22 protein-coding genes are annotated in these 22,463 nt (G+C 44.2%); 7 read left to right on the plus strand and 15 right to left on the minus strand.

Annotated elements, in window-relative coordinates:
- Positions 1-63: 63 nt before the first annotated feature.
- The 5 genes from phaC to AB4274_RS18240 all read right to left on the minus strand — a co-directional run bounded on the left by phaC (position 64) and on the right by AB4274_RS18240 (position 5,635).
- The gene (phaC, locus tag AB4274_RS18220) at positions 64-1,890 is read right to left on the minus strand and encodes a class I poly(R)-hydroxyalkanoic acid synthase (RefSeq protein WP_372112847.1); all 1,827 of its coding nucleotides are present in this window, start codon (positions 1,888-1,890) and stop codon (positions 64-66) included.
- 75 nt (positions 1,891-1,965) lie between these two features.
- A complete protein-coding gene (locus tag AB4274_RS18225; RefSeq protein ID WP_017062616.1) occupies positions 1,966-2,313 on the minus strand; it encodes a phasin family protein in 348 nt (115 codons plus the stop codon).
- A gap of 130 nt (positions 2,314-2,443) precedes the next feature.
- Positions 2,444-3,655 (minus strand): acetyl-CoA C-acetyltransferase, encoded by a 1,212-nt coding sequence (locus AB4274_RS18230; RefSeq protein ID WP_102320772.1) that lies wholly within the window; start codon positions 3,653-3,655, stop codon positions 2,444-2,446.
- A gap of 26 nt (positions 3,656-3,681) precedes the next feature.
- On the minus strand, positions 3,682-4,422 hold the full coding sequence (locus AB4274_RS18235; RefSeq protein WP_017062618.1) for an SDR family oxidoreductase: 741 nt from the start codon (positions 4,420-4,422) through the stop codon (positions 3,682-3,684).
- Between the two features lie 529 nt (positions 4,423-4,951).
- Positions 4,952-5,635, minus strand: coding sequence for an SH3 domain-containing protein (locus AB4274_RS18240; protein WP_017064492.1), 684 nt, complete (start codon positions 5,633-5,635; stop codon positions 4,952-4,954).
- A 96-nt stretch (positions 5,636-5,731) separates the two neighbouring features.
- Here AB4274_RS18240 and AB4274_RS18245 point away from each other — a divergent pair, with 96 nt between their 5' ends.
- Both AB4274_RS18245 and AB4274_RS18250 read left to right on the plus strand, forming a co-directional pair.
- A complete protein-coding gene (locus AB4274_RS18245) occupies positions 5,732-6,307 on the plus strand; it encodes a hypothetical protein (RefSeq protein WP_136979883.1) in 576 nt (191 codons plus the stop codon).
- Positions 6,308-6,576: 269 nt separating this feature from the next.
- Positions 6,577-6,819, plus strand: coding sequence for a hypothetical protein (locus AB4274_RS18250; RefSeq protein ID WP_017062621.1), 243 nt, complete (start codon positions 6,577-6,579; stop codon positions 6,817-6,819).
- A 169-nt stretch (positions 6,820-6,988) separates the two neighbouring features.
- Here the strand turns inward: AB4274_RS18250 and AB4274_RS18255 are convergent, their stop codons facing one another.
- Positions 6,989-7,447, minus strand: coding sequence for an Lrp/AsnC family transcriptional regulator (locus AB4274_RS18255; protein WP_017062622.1), 459 nt, complete (start codon positions 7,445-7,447; stop codon positions 6,989-6,991).
- Between the two features lie 149 nt (positions 7,448-7,596).
- Between AB4274_RS18255 and AB4274_RS18260 the strand changes: the two genes are divergently transcribed.
- Together AB4274_RS18260 and AB4274_RS18265 are read left to right on the plus strand one after the other, a co-directional pair.
- Positions 7,597-8,526, plus strand: a complete 930-nt coding sequence (locus AB4274_RS18260; protein ID WP_017064490.1) for a DMT family transporter — start codon at positions 7,597-7,599, stop codon at positions 8,524-8,526.
- Between the two features lie 158 nt (positions 8,527-8,684).
- Positions 8,685-9,149: a hypothetical protein gene (locus tag AB4274_RS18265; protein ID WP_017062624.1), complete on the plus strand. Its 465-nt coding sequence runs from the start codon at positions 8,685-8,687 to the stop codon at positions 9,147-9,149.
- 48 nt (positions 9,150-9,197) lie between these two features.
- Here the strand turns inward: AB4274_RS18265 and AB4274_RS18270 are convergent, their stop codons facing one another.
- From AB4274_RS18270 to AB4274_RS18295, 6 genes are all read right to left on the minus strand, one after another.
- The gene (locus tag AB4274_RS18270) at positions 9,198-10,571 is read right to left on the minus strand and encodes a sensor histidine kinase (protein WP_372112848.1); all 1,374 of its coding nucleotides are present in this window, start codon (positions 10,569-10,571) and stop codon (positions 9,198-9,200) included.
- 45 nt (positions 10,572-10,616) lie between these two features.
- Complete coding sequence (locus tag AB4274_RS18275) at positions 10,617-11,348, minus strand: response regulator transcription factor (RefSeq protein ID WP_372112850.1); 732 nt, start codon at positions 11,346-11,348, stop codon at positions 10,617-10,619.
- 81 nt (positions 11,349-11,429) lie between these two features.
- Positions 11,430-12,110, minus strand: a complete 681-nt coding sequence (locus AB4274_RS18280; protein WP_372112852.1) for a spondin domain-containing protein — start codon at positions 12,108-12,110, stop codon at positions 11,430-11,432.
- A gap of 9 nt (positions 12,111-12,119) precedes the next feature.
- Positions 12,120-12,803, minus strand: a complete 684-nt coding sequence (locus AB4274_RS18285) for a spondin domain-containing protein (protein ID WP_372112853.1) — start codon at positions 12,801-12,803, stop codon at positions 12,120-12,122.
- A complete protein-coding gene (locus AB4274_RS18290) occupies positions 12,796-12,936 on the minus strand; it encodes a hypothetical protein (RefSeq protein ID WP_017067451.1) in 141 nt (46 codons plus the stop codon). Before AB4274_RS18290 ends, AB4274_RS18285 begins: the two co-directional genes overlap by 8 nt.
- A gap of 266 nt (positions 12,937-13,202) precedes the next feature.
- A complete protein-coding gene (locus tag AB4274_RS18295) occupies positions 13,203-13,544 on the minus strand; it encodes a YggL family protein (protein WP_017062629.1) in 342 nt (113 codons plus the stop codon).
- Positions 13,545-13,799: 255 nt separating this feature from the next.
- On the opposite strand from AB4274_RS18295, the gene AB4274_RS18300 reads away from it, so the two are divergent.
- On the plus strand, positions 13,800-15,827 hold the full coding sequence (locus AB4274_RS18300; protein ID WP_372112855.1) for a PhoX family phosphatase: 2,028 nt from the start codon (positions 13,800-13,802) through the stop codon (positions 15,825-15,827).
- A 257-nt stretch (positions 15,828-16,084) separates the two neighbouring features.
- On the opposite strand, the gene AB4274_RS18305 is transcribed toward AB4274_RS18300, so the two are convergent.
- The 3 genes from AB4274_RS18305 to AB4274_RS18315 form a co-directional block, all read right to left on the minus strand.
- A complete protein-coding gene (locus AB4274_RS18305) occupies positions 16,085-16,705 on the minus strand; it encodes a LysE family translocator (RefSeq protein ID WP_146490734.1) in 621 nt (206 codons plus the stop codon).
- A gap of 137 nt (positions 16,706-16,842) precedes the next feature.
- Positions 16,843-18,129 carry a DEAD/DEAH box helicase gene (locus tag AB4274_RS18310; RefSeq protein WP_371714614.1) on the minus strand — a complete coding sequence of 429 codons (1,287 nt, stop codon included), beginning with the start codon at positions 18,127-18,129 and terminating at the stop codon, positions 16,843-16,845.
- 181 nt (positions 18,130-18,310) lie between these two features.
- On the minus strand, positions 18,311-19,294 hold the full coding sequence (locus AB4274_RS18315) for a GTP-binding protein (protein ID WP_285953580.1): 984 nt from the start codon (positions 19,292-19,294) through the stop codon (positions 18,311-18,313).
- Between the two features lie 541 nt (positions 19,295-19,835).
- On the opposite strand from AB4274_RS18315, the gene clcA reads away from it, so the two are divergent.
- On the plus strand, positions 19,836-21,242 hold the full coding sequence (gene clcA / locus AB4274_RS18320; protein WP_372112857.1) for a H(+)/Cl(-) exchange transporter ClcA: 1,407 nt from the start codon (positions 19,836-19,838) through the stop codon (positions 21,240-21,242).
- A 239-nt stretch (positions 21,243-21,481) separates the two neighbouring features.
- Positions 21,482-22,429: a TDT family transporter gene (locus AB4274_RS18325; RefSeq protein WP_050634251.1), complete on the plus strand. Its 948-nt coding sequence runs from the start codon at positions 21,482-21,484 to the stop codon at positions 22,427-22,429.
- Positions 22,430-22,463 lie beyond the last annotated feature (34 nt).

A 22,463-nucleotide genomic window follows, 5' to 3' on the forward strand; every position in this document is an offset into this window, starting at 1 on the left:
CGCGATGAACCTTTTTTATTATCTGACGTTGTGTATCTTTATAATTGAATGTGACTTAACGCCCTAAGCTTCGTTTTCTGGTGCTTCTTTCTCTGCGGTCTCTTTATCAACCTGCTCTTGATCGACAATCGGCAGCACCTGTTTTACATAGTTGCCTGGCGCTTTGCCAATCACAGGATTAAGCTCTGAGCCTTGATTGAAAGGTTCGATTTTTTCGTCAGTTTCAAAACCTTGTAGCCACTGATTCCAGTGTGTCCACCAAGACCCCTCATTATGAGTCGCATTAGTTAGCCACTCATCCGCCGAGTCGTCTAGGTTGTCATTCAGCCAGAACCCGTACTTCTTCTTATCTGGATGGTTAACAATACCCGCGATATGACCAGATTCACCAAGCACGAACGTCTTGTTGCCACCGGTATTCAAGGCACCACGGTAAGTCCCCTGCCAAAGCGCGATATGATCTTCTTTCGCTGAAATGAAGTAGCTTGGTATTTTTATCTTATTGAGATCAATCCAGACACCGCCTACTTTCACGCCTTTGTCTTGAACAAGTTTATTCTCAAGGTAAAGCTCACGCAGCAAGAAATTATGGCATTTAGCTGCAACGTTAGTGCTGTCACTGTTCCAGTACAACAGATCAAACTCCATTGGGCTGCTGCCTTTTAGGTAGTTATCAATGTAGTAGTTCCAGTACAGGCTGTTTTCACGAAGCAAACTGAATGTCACGCTTAATGAACGACCATCCATGAATCCTTTAGCATCGTTCTGTTTCTCAATGGCGTTAATGATCGTTTCATTGATATATGCGCCAACCTCTCCCGGCTGAGAGAAGTCTAATAGAGTCGTAAAAAAGGTCGCAGTTTTAATGCGTTTCTTCATTCTTTTAGCAGCATAGTAAGCGACCGTTGAAGCGAGAACAGTACCACCAATGCAGTAACCTGCAGCATTGATTTGCTCTTTACCCGTGATATCTTCAATTACCGTCACGGCTTTCGCTACGCCTTCCGTGACATAGTCACCGAACTCTAAGTCTTTTTGCGCTTCACCTGGGTTGCGCCAAGACATCATGAAGACGCTGTGCCCTTGCTCAAGCAACCAACGAACCATTGAGTTCTTTTCACGAAGGTCGAGAATGTAGTACTTATTGATGAATGGAGGAACGATCAACAAAGGCGTGGCGTTCACCTGAGGTGTTTTTGGGTAGTATTGAATAAGCTCGAACAGATCATTTTGAAAAACGACATCACCTTCCGTGTTCGCAACATCAACACCTAATCGGAAGGCATTATTGTTGGTCATACGGATCTTGAGGATATCCGCGCTCGCTTCAACGTCAGCTTGTAGCTGCTCTAGCCCATCTAGCAAGTTCTCACCATTGCGCTCAAGCGTTAGCTTCATCAACTCTGGGTTAGTCGCAATGAAGTTACTAGGAGAAAGAGCATTGATAGCCTGACGTGAAAAGAACGCCACACGTTCCTTGGTTTTCTCGTCTATGCCTTCGATTGAATTAATGGTGTCTATATAGCTTTTGCTGAATAACAAATAAGACTGCTTGATAAAGCTGTAAAACGGGTCATTTTTCCACGCTTCATCAATAAAGCGTTTATCACTGCGCTCTTCAGTAATGACGCTTTCGGTATTACCCATCAGTGCGGCATTTTGCCAAATCTTAAGTTGCTGTTCCCACCACTGGGATTGTAACTGAAGGAGAACGGCGGGTTGGTTAGCGGCTTGCTCGAAGATTTTTGACGCATCATCAAAATTCAACTCTTGCATCGCTTGATTTAGGGGAGATTGCGCGGCTTCCTTGTTTTGTTCAAAGTTTTCCCACCATTGCTGGTTTGTTTGTTGAAGTTTAACAAGGTAGTCCGAAAAGAAGTGTTGAAACATAACATGACTCCAATAATCGGAAAATCGCCACCGAGCCTCACAGTAAACACTGTGCTGACTCGATGGCGATTTTATTTATGCAGGTGTAACTGTTTTCAAGTTTTCAGTTGTTAGTGTTTCAACATCTTCTTTGAACTCTTTTGCAGCAGCTTGCATTTTTGAGCTATCACTCATCATCTGTTGAGACAATTGAGTTAGCGCTGCTAGTTGCTGGCTGTTGAACGCCGTTAGGCTAGTCACGTCTTTGATTTCAGTCACTGCTTTCATTTGCGCAAGACCCATGTTCGTGTAAGTCTGCATTGCATTCATTTGCAGTTCTGTCATCGTTTGGACGTTCTTTGCAACCAACTTGTTGAACTTTAAGTACGGTTCAAATTGCTTTTCAGTTTGGTCAGTAATTGTTTTGAAAATATCCGTGTACATAAGTAACTCCTGATGAATACATAGTTTAATAAATTTGTGTCACTATCGTTTCAGCCAACGCTCATCGATTAACTCGCGATGCTTTGAAAAGCTGATCCGATATTTAAGCTTGCTACCGATATATCAGGCTCTAACCTTCAATACCTTTTAGCAAAACAGCGGTTCCCATTCCCCCACCCACACAGAGTGAAGCAACGCCATAAGTCGTTTTCTGTTCAAGCATTTCATGGATGAGTGCAACAATAATTCGATTGCCTGAAGCACCTAAAGGATGGCCAAGCGCGATTGCACCACCATTCACATTGACCTTTGGCTTGAACTCATCAAGCGGTAAGTCATGCTGCTCTGACAATTGGTACATTACGCCAAGAGCTTGTGCTGCAAACGCTTCATTCAATTCAAACAAATCTACTTCTTCTAGAGTGAGATTCGCCTTATCAAGCGTTTTAGAAACGGCTTCTACTGGGCCTAAACCCATAATCTTTGGATCTAATCCAGACTGTGCGTAGCTCGTTAGCTCTACCAGTGGTGTCAGTCCGTATTTCGCTACTGCACTCTCTGAGGCTAAGATGATTGCACTCGCGCCATCATTGATGCCCGAAGCGTTACCTGCCGTAACAGACCCTTCACGGTCAAAAGCTGGACGAAGCTTTTGCAGACCTTCGAATGTCGCGTCTGACTTCGGATACTCATCGGTATCAAAAGTGACGGTTTGTCTGCGCTGCTTAACTTCTACAGGCACGATTTGCTCGTTAAACTTACCCGCCTCAATCGCAGCAACGGCTTTTTGTTGGCTTTCTAAGGCATAGTTATCTTGAGCTAGGCGCGAAATATTCAACGTGTTCGCGATATTTTCAGCGGTCATGCCCATGTGGTAATGATTAAACGCATCGGTTAAGCCATCACCAACCAGTAAGTCTTTCATTGAGATGTCACCCATTTTGTGACCATTACGAACGCTCGCTGGTACCACAAAAGGAATTTGTGACATCACTTCAACGCCAGCAGCAATAACCACTTCAGCATCTTGTGCTTTGATGTGCGCCGCTGCGTCCATCACTGATTTCATTCCGCTGCCGCAAATCATGTTCACGCCGTATGCTGGTGTTTCCTCAGGAAGCCCTGCATAGATGGAAGCCTGACGAGCAACCCCCATGCCTTGACCTGCCGAAATCACGTTGCCGACGATTACTTCATCAATCGCATCTAACGAAAGATCGACAGACTCAAGTGCACCTTTGATCGCAACGCCAGCCAGTTCACCCGCAGATACGTTTTTTAGCGACCCGGTAAATGCACCAATAGGAGTGCGCTTAGCCGCAACAATAAATACTTTTTCCATCATTCCAACCCCTTCAGTTTCGCCAATTACTGCATGTACAAGCCGCCATTCACAGACAATGTTTCGCCTGTAATGTACGCGCCAGATTCACTCGCTAAAAAGCCCACTGCGTCTGCAATTTCAACAGGTGTTGCTAAGCGTTTCATCGGAATTTGGTTCTTGATTGAATCCAGTACTTCAGGCTTCATTTGCTCAACCATAGGAGTTGCTGTGTAGCCAGGGGCAATCACGTTCACGGTTACGCCGCTACGAGCGCCTTCTGCAGCCAAAGCTTTAGAAAAACCAATCATTCCAGCTTTCGCTGCTGAGTAGTTAGTCTGTCCAAATTGACCTTTAAGACCATTGACGGAAGAGATGTTGATGACACGGCAGTTACCTTTCTCACACATAGGAGCGAACAAAGGTTGAGTCACGTTGAACAGACTGTTTAGGTTTGTTTCAATCACGTCTTTCCACGCTTCGGCATCCATCTTTTTAAAGACGCTATCACGTGTAATACCTGCGTTATTGACTAGTACATCCACCGTGCCTTCTTCTTCTAACAACTTGCTTAAGCTCAGCGCACATTCCGCAGTATTGGTAACATCTAATTCAAACAATCTCACTTGATCTTCGGTGAATTGTTTTTCGTTAAACCAATCCAAGGCACATTGGTAATTTCCAGTAAAATAAGTCGCGATAACACGATAGCCGTCTGCAACTAATTTAGAGGAAATTGCTGAGCCGATACCGCCTTTTGACCCTGTAATTAAAGCAAGCTTTTTCATTAATGGTTCCATCCCTTACAAGCAATTAAATAACAATGATGTTAATAAGATAATGTCTTAGCTGATAATTAAACTTTACGTTTTGCTTTAATTAAACCCTACAACTCAAAATCAAAAAGTATTATTACAAATATAAAATATTTTCGTATTATGATTAAAAACTAGACTTGCATCCCAAAATTAATGAAATGTTACGAACATGTAAATTAACGCAAAGCTCTGATATTAATAAGGTTTATTTAATTTTACTTTTATCAACAAGCAGATAAGCCTTTGTTAATAAGAGATAAATCTATATCTCCCAGCTTGTTTCAAGAATAATGCAATGTGGGAATTTGAAATGATTGATCACGAGAATAATAACAAAACTCTTATTAGAAATTAACAAATGGTTCCTAATGATTCTATATGAGCTTCAATATAATTAACGTTCTAAATGGGGAAGATGAGCATTATGAATAAACAAAAAAGCCCACTCAATCTATGAGTGGGCTTAAGTAAATAGCATTAATAAATTGAGCGTGGGATCTTACTTCGTAAATATTTCATTTGTATTTACATCAAGATAAATTTTGTTTTCAAGGGACAACCCACCACAATAAATAAAATAGACATCTCGATTGCTGTACTTAACAGATTTCACCCATCCGCCTAATTCTTCAAAATCACTTGGGGCACACTCCCCCTCAGAGATCAGTTTAGCCACCGAATTACGGAATTTTTCTTGATGGATCTTGAGGTCATCAGACTTAACCAAATAGGAATCCAATATCTCTTTGCTTTCTTTTTCCGAAATAATGACTTCATCATTCGATAAGCCTGACATAGAGACCCATTCCGCCGTCTGTGGGCCGCCTTCTTTAAGGACTATATAGTCTGAGATACGTGCCCATTCGCCTTGTTTCTCGAGTACCACCACCTTTTCCCCTTTATAGAGGTAATCTGTTATCAAGCCATCAATTTCAGGTTGCTCGACCACTTCAAGCTTTCTCTCCAAAACGTAAAATTCCGTCTGCTCGGGTTCAGGCTGAAGATCCATGATGGGTACAAGCTCAGATTCAGATTGCTCGGTAGCTTCTAACGCCGGCTCTTCCGTTTTCTCTTGTGGGATTGGGTCTTTATTCATGACCAAGAAGTAGTATGCCGCTCCTCCCCCTCCGCCCAATATCAACAACACAAGTAAAGCGATCAGCGCTTTTTTCATCAAATCCACCAGCTCTTCCGTTATAGGTATGTCTCAAGTGTACATCAACTCATGCTGCTGCTCATCTATACTCTCAATAGAGCGCACGGTAAGTAGAGGAAAGTCATGAGTTTTTGGGGGAAAGTTATCATTGTAAGCGCAACTTTTAGTGCCAATGTCGCTCTAGCGAATCATTGTGACCGTGAAAACTGGCAAACACTGTTGGATCGTCAGCTCTCTTTTGAAGGTCGCTATAATCAGTACACCAAAGAGTTCAACCAAGTTCTTTCAACCTATGAGTCACAGACATTGTTATCTAAACACTTTAATGAAAAGCAGATCATTGAGCTTTGGGCAAAGTATGAAGAAAGGTTTAATGTGCAGCTCAATAGTCATATGAATACCGCGTATGACGTCTCCGAGGTTTTGCTACAACAGGCGTATGTTGTGTCTAGTGAACTTGAAGGCGCTGACTCTCTAGCGTATTCATGGCAAGCCGTCGCCAAACACTGCACCAAAGCAAGACTCCCGCGCCAGGCAGAAAGCGCAAAGGTGCACGTACAAAGCTCACAATCACTCTCCCGAGATCTCCATACACTCAGTGAAAAATTCCGTCAGCTGTCTTCAAAATACCGCAGAGAAGCGACGATGATTGATGAAGCGCGCCACATAAACCAACCAGCAAACGATGCATCAAACTGAAATCACCATTAGATTCTCTCACTCGTTCGACTGGACTTTTCCGATAAATATGCTCAATCCCATTCATAATATTCTAAGAACTCGTTAATCAAAGCTTTATCAATAGGTTGTAAAAGTAATGTGCTATCTATCAACAATGAAGTTCAATTTCCGACCAATGCAAGCGAGTATGTGAGATATTCATCACAAAATAGATTTACAAACGCCAGAAAATTGTTATCATGAATCTTCATATAACTTAATAACAAGAAACATTTTGGCTAGGTAATATGCAAAAGACTATGGCTTTCAACTGCTTGAGTAACACGGAATGGACTGCAGAGATAAGAGGTAAACTTTTATCTGTAGCTAAACACATGGAAGAGTTCGGTTCAGTAAGTGAGCTAGAGCTATGTAAGATATTTGGAGAGACAATTTGGAATGACGGCGTGGATTATCATTCACATGCTTTTTCATTCAGAATTAATGCACAAACTGGGGATTGTTCAATCTCTAACTTTAAGTATCACTAAGTTTTGCACCTATCATATACGGAGTACCTTTCACGAGGTGCTCCGTTTTTTATTGCCTGAAGCCTGACACTTAATGGATGATTTTTGATATTGACCGCGCTTCTACTTCAGGAGTAAACCATTTCGTTTTCAGCTCATTCTGCCTTCGTGTTACTGCTCAGAGTTTGGCTTAATCGGTATAAATTGGCAGTGGTGCATTGCCTTTTACTTGTCTTATCGCAAGGTGGGTATGAATATCTTTCACGTTAGAGAGCCTTTGAAGTTTTCTTGTAAATGCCTCGTAGGCCATCAAGTTCGGGCTAACCACTTCTAGCAAATAGTCATAAGCCCCAGATACAACGTGGCAACTGATCACCTCTTCCATCTCTACAACAGCCGCCTCAAACTTATCTATCGACACTTCTTGGTGGTTGTTTAGGCTCACCTCAACAAACACACTCATTGCGATGCCGACTTGTTCTCGTGACAAGCTCACACGATAACCGTCAATAATGCCCTTTTCTTCTAGCCTTTTGACTCGTCTTGCACAAGGCGAAGGTGATAAACCCACTTCATCAGCAAGTTCAGCCGTGGTTAACCTGCCATCTTTTTGTAGCAGTTCGAGAAGATGCCTATCAATTCTATCCATAGTAAATGCCAAACATTAGTTAAATCCGTTAATTATTTGGTGAATATTAGCAGAAATCATCAACGATAGTTCAAGTTTAGCCAAAACTTGCCAACCTGTGGCACACCAACTGTTCCATAATGAGTCATCACCCACTCTCCTTCTATATTATGAATCTTGGCTACTTATCTATTACTGTCACCCTACTCATTTGGGCGAGCTTTTTTCTTTCTCTTAAAGGCGGCGCAAATTCAGATTTAACACCTGCCGATATCGCTCTCACAAGATTTCTCATACCGGCTTTGGTGTTATTGCCTTTGATGTGGAAAGCACGCAGCGCAATTGCCGTCGTCCCTAAACGGTATCTAACGGGTATGTTCGTAGGTAGCGGATTACCTTATCTGCTTGTTGCCGGAACGGCCATGCAGTTTGTTCCGGTATCTCATGGCAGTGCTCTTGTTCCGGGCACGCTTCCTCTGTTCGTTACAGGAATTGCGGTACTCTTTTTTAAGCAGCCACTCAGCCGACATCGTGTTGTTGGTTTAGGTTTGGTTTTGCTCGGCATACTGTTGTTTTTAGGGAGTAGCTTAAGCAGCTTCAACTTCGAATACACCAAAGGTCATTTGTTGTTTTTATGCGGAAGCTTAATGTGGGCGATGTTCACCATCTCAGCCCGTGTCGCTAATCTTAATGCGTTAGTCAGTGCCGGTTTTATTTCTCTCTGTTCTACTTTGCTTTTACTCGTCCTAATCCTGACTGGAACCCTCCCAAGCCACCTAATGGACACACCAATCGCTAATTGGCCCTTCACGGAGCTTGCCGTTCATTCAACAGTGCAAGGCGTTGGGGCGGGTTTAATCGCTGCGTTCACTTACCTTTATGCGGTTAATACCTTAGGGGCTGAACGCTCTGCCGCTTTTGGCAGTGCAACACCCGCAGTGGCGACCTTGTTGGCGATCCCACTATTCAACGAGATTCCTGATGCGATGACTTGGCTCGCCCTTGGTTCTATTTGCATCGGCAGTTTGGTCGCGAGCAACATATTCATGAGAAACGACCAGTCGATGCAGTACCAACCGCCAAGCCATAGCAAGGCCTGATACTGCGTTCAAACCTAAATACAGTTCCCCTAAGCATCGATTTTAGGGCTTGTAGTACACAGATAAGCCTGCCAACGCAGGCTTATCTAAAATCTGCTTTTTCTAAACTCGCTTCTCCATTAAACTGTCCGACCTTTTTGCAGATCCAAGAGAACACCATGCAACGCGACTACACCTTAAATTGCTTAATCACCATGCCTCGCCATGAACTAGAAGAATTTAGTTTAAGAATGATTCATCGCCTTGTACCTGAAGATGCAATGACGGAATTGTTTACGTTCGAGCAAGAAGAAGTCACCAGCGAAGAACGCATGCAATCAGCGAAATTTGACGCAATGCTTCGAATGACAGCTATCGCGCTTGGTGAAGTAAACCTAGCCTTCTCAGAGTCGGATAACTCGCAACAGAACATCGAGCGAATGACTCGCCTACTGCTTTGGCACTTCTACTCAATTTCTTTCAACCTTGAAGAAGCAATCGCAATCGAAGTGCACTGTGAGAAAGTAGAAAAGATCTTAAAGAACGCACCTAAAGATGCGTTTGGCTGGGTTAAAGAATTAACTGAGCTACTTCACTTCTACGCGAAAGTGAACGAAGGCAACGAAGACAGTAAAGACGCTTAACGTTAGTTCTACGTAAGTATACATCGAGCTAAACGAAGGCAGACAGAGCTATACCGAAGGCAAATAAAAGCTTTGCTGAAAGGAGTTCTCTGCCTTTGTTGTTTCTAGCACGCTGTGATGTAACATCAGTATCGACTGCGCGATCTTGGTTCCTATTCCCAAAGAACCATTCGGCGCTTCCAGTTCAACCTCATTATGAATCACCACCTTCACCCGTTTGGAATCCGCTTCAAAACCAACATCTAACGACACCACAGTGCCACTTGGGCTATGCCTCAATGCATTATCTAACAGATTCAAAATCAACCTCTCAAGCAGATCACTGTCACCCACAGCCTTGATTCCAATAGGCATATTAATGTTCAACTCAACATTTTTATGGCGATATTTGCTTTGTATCGTTTCTAAGCATTCGCTCATCAGCCCATTGAAATCGATTGAAGCGTATTGATATGTGGGTACCGGGTTATCTTTCTTGGCGCTATCTAACAGCGAATGGAGCTGTTCAGATAACTTGTTGCCATTGCGATATGCCACATCTATGAGTGGATCCGAATGTGGGTTTTGAATCCTCCACGTTTCTAGATACCCCAATACACTCGACAATGGCGTTTTCAAATCATGACTGAGCTGTAATAAGCTTTGTCTTCGATGTGACGACTGATATTCAAGTTGCAAAAATTGCTGTTGAATGTGCTTCGCCATCAACTGATACGAGCGTGCAATCGGCACCAATTCTGGTACTTGATGAATGAAGTTCGGGTCCAATCGAAAATCTTGCTCTGCTTGTTGTTGCAGCTTGTTTGTAACTTCTTCGATAGGGTTTAAGAGGCTGCGCTTCACGAGCAGGTAAGCCCCAATCGCAAAACCTAAGATAGAGATCAGCATAAGTCCTGCTAGCGCCATATAAGGTGTGTCGACTTGCGAATTAGCAATCACGGTATGGCGATTACTGCCAATCAACACATACAGATACCCAACTGTTGAACCCAACTCTTCAATCGCAGCAACGGAAAACACCTTACGAGAATCAGGATTGATAGGGTCTTCGCCAAGAATCGGATAAGGCTCGTCATTTAAAAATTGTCTAATGGGTGCTAAGTCTATCTGGCTTGCCAACACAGTGCCTTCTGGCGCAGCGTGCGTCGTGATATTTCCTTGGCTGTCGAGAAAATAAATGTCGAAATCGGGACCAATCAACATCAAGGTATGAAATATGGATTTAAGGGCTTTGGGGTTGTAGTCAGTCCCTATCATCAGAGGGTTATCATCGCGCATATGAACCGCGAGCTCTTTGTGTAAGCTCTGCTTAGTTCTTTGTTCTATGGTCTCTTTTTGCCAATGATACGTGTAGGCAATCACCACACTCACGAGCAGAAACCACAAACTGGTAAACAACACTAAACGCGATTTGAAACTCATGTTCTTTCCTCGATGGCTCTTAAGCTTAGGACGCGACACATAGGCCTAAACTTTCGATTCGAACTTATAGCCCACACCCCAAACGGTTTTGATGAAGTCATCGTCGCTATTCGGCATGGCCAACTTTGTTCTCAAGCGGTTAACCGTGCTACACACCGTGTGGTGATAACCAGAATGATCGGTATTCCAAACGTGATTGAGTAGCTCATCTTTGCTATAGACGCGCCCCGGTCGGGTGGCTAAAAAGTGAAGTAACGTAAACTCGGTTGCTGTCAGTGGGACATCTTGATTATTCAATGAAACCTGATGACGCTCAGGTTGGATGGTAAGCCCGCCAAAACTCATTATAGATTCGATTGATTGCAAATCTTTCACTGTTGCTTCAGAGTGACTTAAGCGACGCAATACGTTCCTCACGCGAGCTTGAAACTCGAGCACGCTGAAAGGCTTGGTAATATAGTCATCAACCCCAGCTTCTAAGCCCGACACCTTATCTAGCTCAGTGTCTCTTGCTGTAAGCATTAGCACAGGCGTCCAGTCTTCTTGCTGGCGTAACAATCGACAAAAATCGAGACCATCGCCGTCAGGTAAGCCTCGATCAAGCACGATCAAATCAAACTGGCTTCCCTGATATAGCGCTTGAGCCATTTCAATTAAGTTGGTCCTTACAACATCATGTCCTTGGAACTTGAGATGCATCTGCACCAGCTCAGCCAAGTCGTCATCGTCTTCGACTAACAATATGTTTGCCATCAAATTTACCGCAGCACTATTCATGATCCCTGCTCTATTCTGAGTCCGCCCACCTTTCAATTGACCGGAACAGAGCAGGAATTCTTTCATCGTGCTTTCAACCTGTTACTGAGTTCGAGTAATGGTGATTCTTGCACCGGGGTTAAGGAAACGATGATTTGCACTTAAAGTAGAAGTCGTAAGGCCATCATCTTGGCTGATTACGCCAGAGTGAAAACTCACTATATCGGTGTCGTCTCGTGTGGTATTAAAACCTTCACCACCGCCTGCTGGTCCCGGAATGGTTGCAGCAAGCTCATCGTTCAGCTCAGTTCCCGAATCCCAAACATTCATGTTCATGGTAAAGGTATCACCCACCGCTAATGACTTGAGCGATAATCCGGATTCGCCGACAAACGCATCATTGGTGTTCACCAACATGGAAGCAACTGAGATATACCCTTCTTGATTTGGGTCGACACGAATCGACACCGTGTCTTGCTCACCTGAAAGAATCAGTCCATTGCCTGAGATGCCTTGATAAACATTGGCGTCACTGTCACTGAGCGCAAGCAATTGTGCATTACTACCCCCTTCCGCCAAGTATTCCAGATCGACAGAGGCACTTTGCCCAACTTCAAACAGATCAAAATTCGTATTGTGAGTCAACACCGCGAGTGGTGACATTGGTTGATTGTGGGTGAGGTTAGTAACACTCACATCATAGCGATAGTAATCGTCGTCATCGTCCGGACAACCCGCTAACACAGCTACTGATGCAGCGATAAATAGAATTCTAGCTTTCATACATCCCCCTTACTTCACAACAATGGTGATAGTTGCAACAGGGTTTAACCATCGATGGCTACTGCTATCGAGGTCACTGATGCCGCCCGCCGCATCACCATCACCAATGTTACCTGGATGAATATGAACCTTAGCGTTTGATACTGCCGTTTCTACACCTGTGCCACCAACGCCAAAGGTAATGAATGGAGGGTTCGGCATACTGCCCGCCAGCTCATCATTCGCTTCTGTGCCTGCGTCATAACCATTTAGAGTCGCTTTGTAGGTGCCCGCTTGAGTTGGGATCTTCCAGCTATCTAGACCAACAAAGCCGTCGTTTGTCGGCAGCAACATTGCACCCAATGATAGGTACTCTAAATCACCAGTACTGATATCAAACGTAGTTGCGACGCCTGGATTGAGGATGCCGGCCGCTGGGTTCTCAACCACCACGCCTCCCGCGTTGGCAATGACACCAGATAAACCTGAAATATCGCCACCTTCGGCCATGGACTCTAGTTCCGAAGAAGCCGTTTCACCCGTTCTAAACATGAACAAGCTTGAGTCATGAGCCGCCGCTAAGATAGGCGTAAAGTAGATCCCTTTCGTTGCATTAGTGACAGTGACTTCAAGCTCAGCAGCCTGAACTTGAGCCGCTCCGAAGGCCAACATAGCCGAGCTGATCACTAAGCTGATTTGAGTACGTTTATTCATTTTGATTCCATCCTTTATCGAGTCCTATCGTTGCCAACAAAACGAATAACAGCGATATACCGTTACCTTTGCCAGAACGAACTGTGGTGTTGTTGACTCTAAGAATGACGATCAAATCTATCAGCAACTTCATTGAATTCTCATAAAACTCTCACAAGTTTATCCAAACTTATTACTGCAAATAAAAATAGCGATAAAGTACTAATATTTAATCGAAAAATATCAATTTATCATTTACGTCAGAAGGGATAGAAAAGAAGATAAAGAATAGAAATGGAACGAATAAAACGCAAAAAGGCCGAATCGATTTAACGATTCGGCCTTTATTCTAGCGTACTGTTGTTACTCTTTCCTAAGCCGTATTTGGCCTTTCAATCGAGCTAACAACACAACATCAAATTAGAACGCGTAGTTTGCGTCAATCAGTTCGCTAACTTCCACTTTGCTTACTTCAGCACGAGCTTCAAGCCATTGAGCAACTTGCAGTTGTTCTGCTTCTGTTACTGAACGGTAGCGCTCAATTGAGCATAAGAAACCTTCAAACAGCTCAAGGCCGCCGCCACCAAAGCACAGACCGATGCTGTCGATGAAATCAATGAACTCATCAATGAACACATCGTATTGATCAAAATCAGTAATCGATGTCTTGCAGCTTACTTCAAAACCCAGAATCGCGAATTCACCTAGGTATAGCTTTTTGCGTAGGCGACGATTTTTGTTTTCGATTTTATCTAATTTCATAACTGCCTCTCTTTTCGTTTGATAAAGCATTTATACACAGTTCCACATCAATCCCCAAGAGTTTTGTATTACACAAGGGTGTTAATGGCAAAAATCGTGCTACAGAAACAAAACCTTAATCAAATCTATAAAAATCTGTCACTTAACTGCTTCACGATTGGTCACACACTTTACCCAAGTTATTAACCAATTCATTAGTACGCGGGTAAGTCATAAATAACGAATAATAAAGCCAGCCAATAGGAAGCAGTCGCAATGAGCAAGGAAACATTTGATAGCACTCGTTTTAACAAGAGTAAAAACAAACCCTTCGAAGAAGTTCTAGATGCAAACCTTTCAAGAAGAAACGTGTTAAAAGGCGGATTAGGCATCAGTGCAATGACCGCTTTTGGCGCGTTTGGTTTAGCGGGTCACAGCACAGCTAACGCCGCAACAATGCAAGCAAAAGGCGCGCAGAAAAGCGCCGCGACTCTAGCGTTTGAATCGGTTAAAGGCTCATTGACTGACAGTGTTGTCGTACCGAAAGGCTACACAGCACAAGTGCTCGTTCCTTGGGGCACGCCACTTAACAAGCAAGGTAATGCTTGGTTAAAAGACGGTACAAACAACGCACAAGACCAAGCTAATGCACTGGGAATGCACCACGATGGCATGCACTTCTTCCCGCTTGATGGCAACAGCAATGATGGTTTGTTGGTGATCAACCACGAATACATTGACCAAAAAGCCCTGCACGCTAACGGCCCGACATACAATGAAGGCGCTCGTCCTAACATTGATGAAGTACGCAAAGAGATTAACGCACACGGCGTGAGTGTTGTTCGCGTTAAGCTTGAAGGCAACCAATGGGTAATGGTCGACGACGATCCGCTTAACCGCCGCTACACAGGCGCGACAGTCATGGATCTATCTGGCCCTGTCGCTCACAGTGAGTTTACCAAAACCAGATTCTCACAAGACGGCAGCCAAGCTCGCGGCACATTAAATAACTGTGGCAACGGCTACACACCTTGGGGCACTTACCTAACTTGTGAAGAGAACTGGCCGGGTTACTTTGTCAATAAAGGTGCAACTACACCGGCTCAAGAACGTATCGGCATCGCGACGGACAAAACTCGCTACGGTTGGGACACGCTTTCTGGTGACAAACAAGAACGCTTGGATGAGTTTGCACGTTTTGACGTGACACCAACCGCTGATTCTCCAATGGACGATTACCGTAACGAAGCACACGGTCACGGCTACATTGTTGAGATCGACCCATACACAGCAAACTCACGTGCTAAGAAGCGATCTGCTCTGGGTTGTTTCCGTCATGAAGGTTGTACGTTTGGTAAGCTAACCGAAGGCGAGCCGATCGTATTCTACTCTGGCCACGATTCTCGTTTCGAATACCTATACAAATTTGTTTCTGAAGCGAAATGGGACCCGCGTGACGCTGAGCCAAGCAACCGACTAAGTGCGGGCGACAAATACATGGACAAAGGCACGCTTTACGTAGCTAAGTTCAACGATGATGGTTCGGGCACATGGTTACCGCTAACACTAAACAGCAAAACCACCAACGGTGGCAAGCTAGGTGATACGTTTGACTCTCAAGCAGCACTTATCGTTAATACCGCAGGTGCAGCCGACCTTGTAGGCGCAACCCCTATGGACCGTCCTGAATGGTGCTCTGTTGACCCAATGACAGGTACCGCTTACCTAACGCTAACTAATAACAACAAGCGTAAAGAAGCCAATTCAGCGAACCCTCGCGTAAACAATAAGTTTGGTCATGTTATCCGTTGGGACGAAGGCAAAACGGCAGGCGAATTTGATTGGGATATCTTTGTATTCGGCTCTCCAGCCGTGGAAGACAAATCTATCAACCGCTCTGGTCTAACAGACATGAACCAATTCGCTAGTCCTGACGGCTTAGCGTTTGATGCTCGTGGCATCCTGTGGATTCAAACTGATAACGGCGCAGACGAAGTAACGGGCTACACCAACGACCAAATGCTGGCTGTGGTTCCGTCTCAGTTAACGGATGATAAAGGCAACAGCGCGGTGATCGATGCTAACAACCAAGCACAACTTAAGCGCTTCTTTGTGGGTCCAAACGGTTGTGAAGTGACTGGCTTTACTATCAGCCCAGACTTCAAATCACTGTTCGTGAACATTCAACACCCAGCAAACTGGCCATCGTCTGAAGATGCAACGGCTCAAACTCAAGGCAATGTTCGCCCGAGAGCATCGACAGTTGTCATTCGCCGTGAAGACGGTGGTGAAATCGCGGTTTAATAAGCAAATCTAGCTAAGGTCAGCAATCTTACTGCTATCTAGTTTCTGTTCGCTAGCTAAGTAAAATCAAAAAGAGCGATAAGGCTAATTGCCCTATCGCTCTTTTTATATTCTATTCATTCTTTGGTTTAAGTAAGAATCCGAATTTTCAAAACTCACCGTAATCCTAAGTACTCATCATCCCAAGCACGCGTCATCCTCGAGAAGGAGGAACGACTGAGTCGAGGATCTCTCTACCCGTCGTCGTTAAAGCAGAATTAACTCACGAACAACCACACACCCACGCCCATCATTAGCGTGCCGGCAATACGGTTCATCAACTTCACATTGTCAGCCTTGCCGAGCATGTGTTTAAGGCTCTTACCGCCTGTCGCGTACAGAGTCATACAAACAAATTCAGAAGCCAAGATAATAGACACCAAAATCATCAGTTGAGGCGCTAAATCTTTACTGCTGTTGATAAAAGGAGGAAGCAGAGAGATCATAAATGCCCACCCCTTCGGGTTCGCAATTGCAGTCACGAAGCCTTGAACCACCAAGTCCCAATCATTGTTCACTTGAGCTTCTTGATTATCAGTACTGATCGCCAGTTTGCCTCTTGAACGCCACATCTGAACGCCTAAATAGAACAAGTACCCTGCGCCCACAAACTTGAAGCCTGTAAATAACCATGGGTAATTCAGCATGATCGAAGCTATACCCAATACTGCGGCCACTGAAACTACCGCGACGCCAGCCAGTTCACCGATCATCATCCATAATGTACGCTTGTAACCGATGCTCATGCCCAACGTTAACGCCAAGGTCATACACATGCCAGGTGTGATTGACACAAAGAAAAACGTGGGAATAAAAGCCCAAAGTAGCGCGCTATCCATATTATTACCTTATCGATTTATTTTTATTTGAGTGTTTTAGCTTGTTGAACTGTCTTTGTAAGGAGCGACCTTGTATTTAGCGACACAACGAAAAAGAGCCACAATACAGTGGCTCTTTTTCATTACCAACCGTAATTTTACTTACGACGGTTTTTAATTCGCTTCATCATAGTCAAACGACGTTCTGCACTCGCTTGATCTTGAGGCTCTTCGTTCGCGTTGTTCTTACGACCTTGGCGGTTTTTGTAAGCCGACTTGGTGTTCAGCTTTTCAATGTAAGCATCGCGCTTCTTCGGTTCGTAACCTGGTTGTTCAACACGACGAATACGTTGTTGAATCAATTTCTCAACCTGAACCACGGTTAACTCTTCTTCGCGGTTAACGAAAGAGACAGCATGACCTTGCTTACCTGCACGACCAGTACGTCCAATACGGTGAACATAGTCTTCTGCTAGGAAAGGCATGTCGTAGTTGATTACGTGTGGTAAGTCTTCGATATCAAGACCACGAGCCGCAACGTCTGTTGCTACCATTACACGCGCTTTACCTTCTTTAAAATCGTCTAGAGCACGACGACGAGCACTTTGCGCTTTATCACCGTGACACAATACTGCTTTAATGCCATCTAGCTTAAGCTCTTTAACTACACCGTTCGCTGTTTCTTTGTAGTTCACAAAAACAAGCACTTGGCGCCAGTTTTTACGACCAATCAGTTCAGAAAGCAGTTCTGTTTTACGTTCTTGATCCACTGGGTAAACCACGTGGCCGACAGTAGCAGCCGTTGAGTTTTCACGCTCAACACTAATACGTTTTGGTTTACGTAAAATATCTACTGACAGTTGATTCAACTGAGTCGATGTTGTCGCCGAGAACATCATGATTTGTGGCGATGTTTCTACATCCAGCATGATCTTACGAACAGCATTGATGAAACCCATATCTAGGATACGGTCAGCTTCATCAAACACTAGGAACTCTAGGTTAGCAATAGACACGTTACCCGCTTCTAAGTGCTCTTCTAAACGGCCCGGAGTCGCAACCAGAATATCCACACCCAGCTCTAATTGACGAACCTGTGAAGACATCTTGTTACCACCGTAAACCGCTGAAACGCTTAGTTCAGTGTATTTAACGTAGTCTTTGATGTTTTGAGCGATCTGCGCAGCAAGCTCACGAGTTGGAGCCAGAATAAGCCCGCGAGCCGTTCCTCGAGATGCTTTTTTACCGCTGTTCAGTAGGTGCTGAATAACAGGCAATGAGAATGCCGCTGTTTTACCCGTACCGGTTTGAGCAGTAGCAAAAATATCATGGCCTTTACGAGCCATTGGAATCGCTTTTTGTTGAATTGGAGTGAGTTTTTCATAACCACACTCAGTCAACGCTTTGACTAATTCAGGAGCAAAACCTTGAGAGGAAAATGACATTGTTACGGGTTCCTTAAGCAGACAGCCTACATTCTTATTTCAGCCGAGCACTATAAAGTAATTAGAGTGATTTATCTCACATTTATCGTGATATAACGCAAACTTTCTCATTTAATCCGGTGTTTACCACGCCATCGACGAAGTAAACACCCGATTATTCAGTTCAAACAGAGATTAAACCCTATTTGATGCCACACAGCTTGAGCAGAATCTGTTCGAGATCGCCCCATGGCATTAGCTGTGAGTCGATCACTTCCAGTCGAGATTCAAAGCCATCTAGTGTGATTTCATTGACTGACACGACTTGATTCGCCACGTTAAACGCGTAGCAACCTTGGTCTGTATTCACCACGGCTTTTACACGTTCAGCCGTCAAATCAGACAACATTGAGAATAGTGCATCAAAGTCGAACTTATGCTCTGCACCAAACAGCCATCCACAACTAAAATAACCCTGTCCTTTATTCTCTTTACGGATGAAAGCTTCACCGGGAGGAAGTTGGAATTGAGGTTCTTGTTCAGCGTGATCGTGATGGTGCGCTTCAATATGAGATGAAGCACTGCCATACACTCTTTCAATGTCCAACACTTCCAGTGGCACTTCGCCGTCATGGATTAGCTTATGGAAGACTTTTGCTGGCGTTTGATCAGTCACCCAATCATTAAACACATCGATATCTTCAGCATGAACAAGGTCTACCTTAGTACCAAGAATCACATCTGCACTGTTTAGTTGATCATTGAAATTCTGATTCGACGTGTACTTTTCATTAGATAGATTTCGTGGGTCTACCAAACCAAGCGTCGCTTTTAAATCAACATAAGGTGTGTATTGCTCTGAAGTTAACGTTGCAATCACTTGTTTAGGGTGACCAAGCCCTGTTGGCTCAATCAATAAACGATCTGGCTTTTGGCGAAGTAAGGCATTAATGCCCACCGACATAGGAACGCCTGCTGTACAACACATGCAGCCACCCGGTACTTCTTTAATCAAAGCGCCTTGATCTGTCATCAATGCACCATCAATACCAATTTCCCCGAACTCATTAACCAGAACAGCCCAGTTTTCATTTTCAGGTTTATTTTTTAACAGGTTCAAAATGGCTGTCGTTTTACCAACACCCAAGAAACCCGTAATAATATTTGTAGGAACTTTTTTAGTCATATCAGTTCTCCTTTTTAAGGGAGTATATACACAATCACGGAGAAATTGACCCCAATCGCTTGTTTATACGGAGAATGATTTAAGCCAGAAGTTGTATGAGTGTCACTAGAAAGGGGGTAACGATGAAAAATGAATGCTCCAGACGAACTAAAGGCGTACTTACTCAGTACGCCTCACCCTCGTTACTCAATCGTGAGTTCGCGAATCAGGAAGCCTTAAATATCGACCTGAACATTTAACGAGGAACTAAAACTTTGTTTCTGAATCCATCCAAATTGTGTGTAAAACCTCACTTCTCCTTGCGGTTCGTTATGTTGCTTTACGATTTAACTATGGTTCATTTTTGGGGATATTCAAGCCGCCACCAGAGAAACGATCAAAATTGTGACGGCGATTCCACTATTGCCCATAGATTCCATTTATGTAACACGCACATTCCATAAATGAAATTCAACTTTCCATCTTTGTTGCTATAGGATATGCAGAGGAAGCGTATAATTTACGGCAAGCCCGCCTCAACCTATTCAGGAGCCTTATCTCAATGACCAGAAGAGAGAAAATTAAGCAGTCCCTGCTAGCCAAAATGCCAAGGGATGCTATGAATCAATTTCTCTCAAGGGATAAGACCCCAGCTTCAGTTCTCTTTCTTTCTTGTATTGTAGGTGTACTTGCTGGCGTGGTGGGTACCTATTTCGAAGTCGCGGTTCATTTCATCACAGAAACTCGTACCGATTGGCTTAAAGATGAAATCGGCAGCTATTTACCCCTTTGGCTCGCCGCTTTCCTTATTAGTGCTGCATTTGCCTTTATTGGTTACTTCCTCGTTCATCGCTTTGCTCCAGAGGCTGCAGGCTCAGGCATCCCTGAAATTGAAGGGGCGATGGACGGTATGCGCCCTGTTCGATGGTGGAGAGTATTGCCAGTAAAATTCTTTGGCGGTATGGGCGCATTAGGTTCTGGGATGGTTTTAGGTCGAGAAGGACCAACCGTTCAAATGGGCGGCAGTATTGGTCGCATGGTCACCGATATCTTTCGAGTCAAAGATGACGACACTCGCCACTCACTATTAGCTTCGGGTGCCGCAGGTGGTTTAGCCGCCGCATTCAATGCACCACTGGCTGGCATCATGTTTGTAGTCGAGGAGATGAGACCACAGTTTCGCTACTCACTCATATCGATCAAAGCCGTCATCATCTCCGCGGTTTCAGCCAACATCGTTTTTCGATCAATCAACGGACAGTCTGCCGTTATCACAATGCCTCAATACCAACCGCCAGAACTGGATGCACTTTGGTTGTTCTTGTTGTTAGGTGTGTTGTTTGGCCTGTTTGGTGTAATTTTCAATAAGCTGATAACGCTTTCCCAAGACCTGTTTGTGGCGATCCACAAGAATGACCGTAAACGCTACTTGATGACAGGCACCCTACTTGGCGGTTGCTTTGGCTTGTTGCTGCTCTATATACCTGAATTAACTGGTGGTGGTATTGGTATCATCCCTAACATCACTAATGGCAGCTACAGCGCCAATGTGTTGTTGCTGATTTTCTTAGGCCGAGTCCTCACTACCCTGCTTTGTTTCGGCTCTGGTGCGCCAGGCGGTATCTTTGCACCAATGCTTGCGCTAGGAACACTCTTTGGTTATGCGTTCGGGCTTATCGCAGCGGCATTTTTTCCTGAACTGAATATTGAACCGGGTATGTTTGCCATTGCTGGCATGGGCGCCTTATTTGCTGCCACTGTTCGAGCGCCTATCACTGGCATACTGTTGGTTATTGAAATGACCAATAACTATTACCTGATCCTGCCGTTGATCATCACCTGCTTAGGTGCGGTAATCATTGCTCAAATGTTAGGTGGGCAGCCAATTTACAGTCAGCTGCTTAACCGTACGCTGAAAAACGAGAAGCTAAGACAACAAGACCTCCCTCAGCAAGAGGAAGTATGTTAATTACAAATGACTCATGAAACAAAAGCACACATTCAACGTGCTTAATCTCCCGATTCCGTATCAAAATCAAAAAAGCAAACGTTAAACTTGGTATCATCCACTCAAAATTAGTTGAGTGCCCTCAAAATCTATTGATGAAAGGCCTACACACTCTAACTAAAGCAAATATTCTAAAAGTCTTTAATTAACTAAGTCGGAGTAAGTCGTTGAACTGGAGAAGATTAACCCAAGTAAAAAATGTGCCGCCATCTCAGGCGTCTTTAGCACTTGGCGTTATTGGGTTAGGACAAGCTTGGGCGTTATATATCCCGGGCATTGGTGAGATAATTCGTCCCTACCTCGCTGCATTCGGCGCGCTATTATTGCTGCCTGTTTTACTGCGCTATTTAACGAGCTTTAATACCTTCCTTAATGACATTCGCCACCCGTTAAGTGGAAGCTTGATGGCACCAATGAGCATGGCTTTATTGATTCTGTGCGACTATTTAGCCGAGATATCGCCAGCTATCGCCTATCCAGTTTGGTTCTGCGCGCTATTGCTGCACTTTACCATGATGGTGTTGTTCTTTAGTTTTCAGATCATCAACTTCAAAATGTCGAACATTGTACCGAGTTGGTTTCTGTATCCGGTCGGTTTGATCAGCAGCTCCTTAGCAGGCACACAGTTCGGGCACACTGTATTTTCAGAAACACTTGCTGTCACTTGTATTGGTATCTATTTCCTTATGTTGCCAGTGGTGTTGTACCGCTTGGTGTTCGAAGGCAATCTTCCTCGCCGAGCAAGACCAACACTCGCTATCATGGCAGCTCCGGTTAACTTATCTTTAGCCGCTTACTTGGTTAACTTCGACAACCCAGACCCAATTCTAACAGGTGCATTGTCGGGCATTGCCATCACCATGACTCTGTTAATTTACTTGTGTTACATCCGCCTAATGCGTTTGAAGTTCCAACCTTCAATTGCTGCCGTCACCTTCCCATCCGTTATCAGCGCTATTGCCATGCATCGTCTAACCACATTTTTCGGCGCGGAATACCCACAATGGTACTGGCTGCACAAGTTCGGATTCTTTGAGCTAACCATCGCCACCATCCTAGTAATTTGGGTCGCAGGTGGTTACGTGAAAATGTACTGGCCTGAATTTTTTGATTCCGACTACATGTCTAAGAAGGTGAAACGTTCTTAGATAGAAGCGAAAAGATCTTAGCTGAACCATCGTG

This window comes from Vibrio sp. 10N.261.55.A10, from assembly GCF_041470825.1.
Lineage (GTDB): Bacteria > Pseudomonadota > Gammaproteobacteria > Enterobacterales > Vibrionaceae > Vibrio > Vibrio crassostreae_C.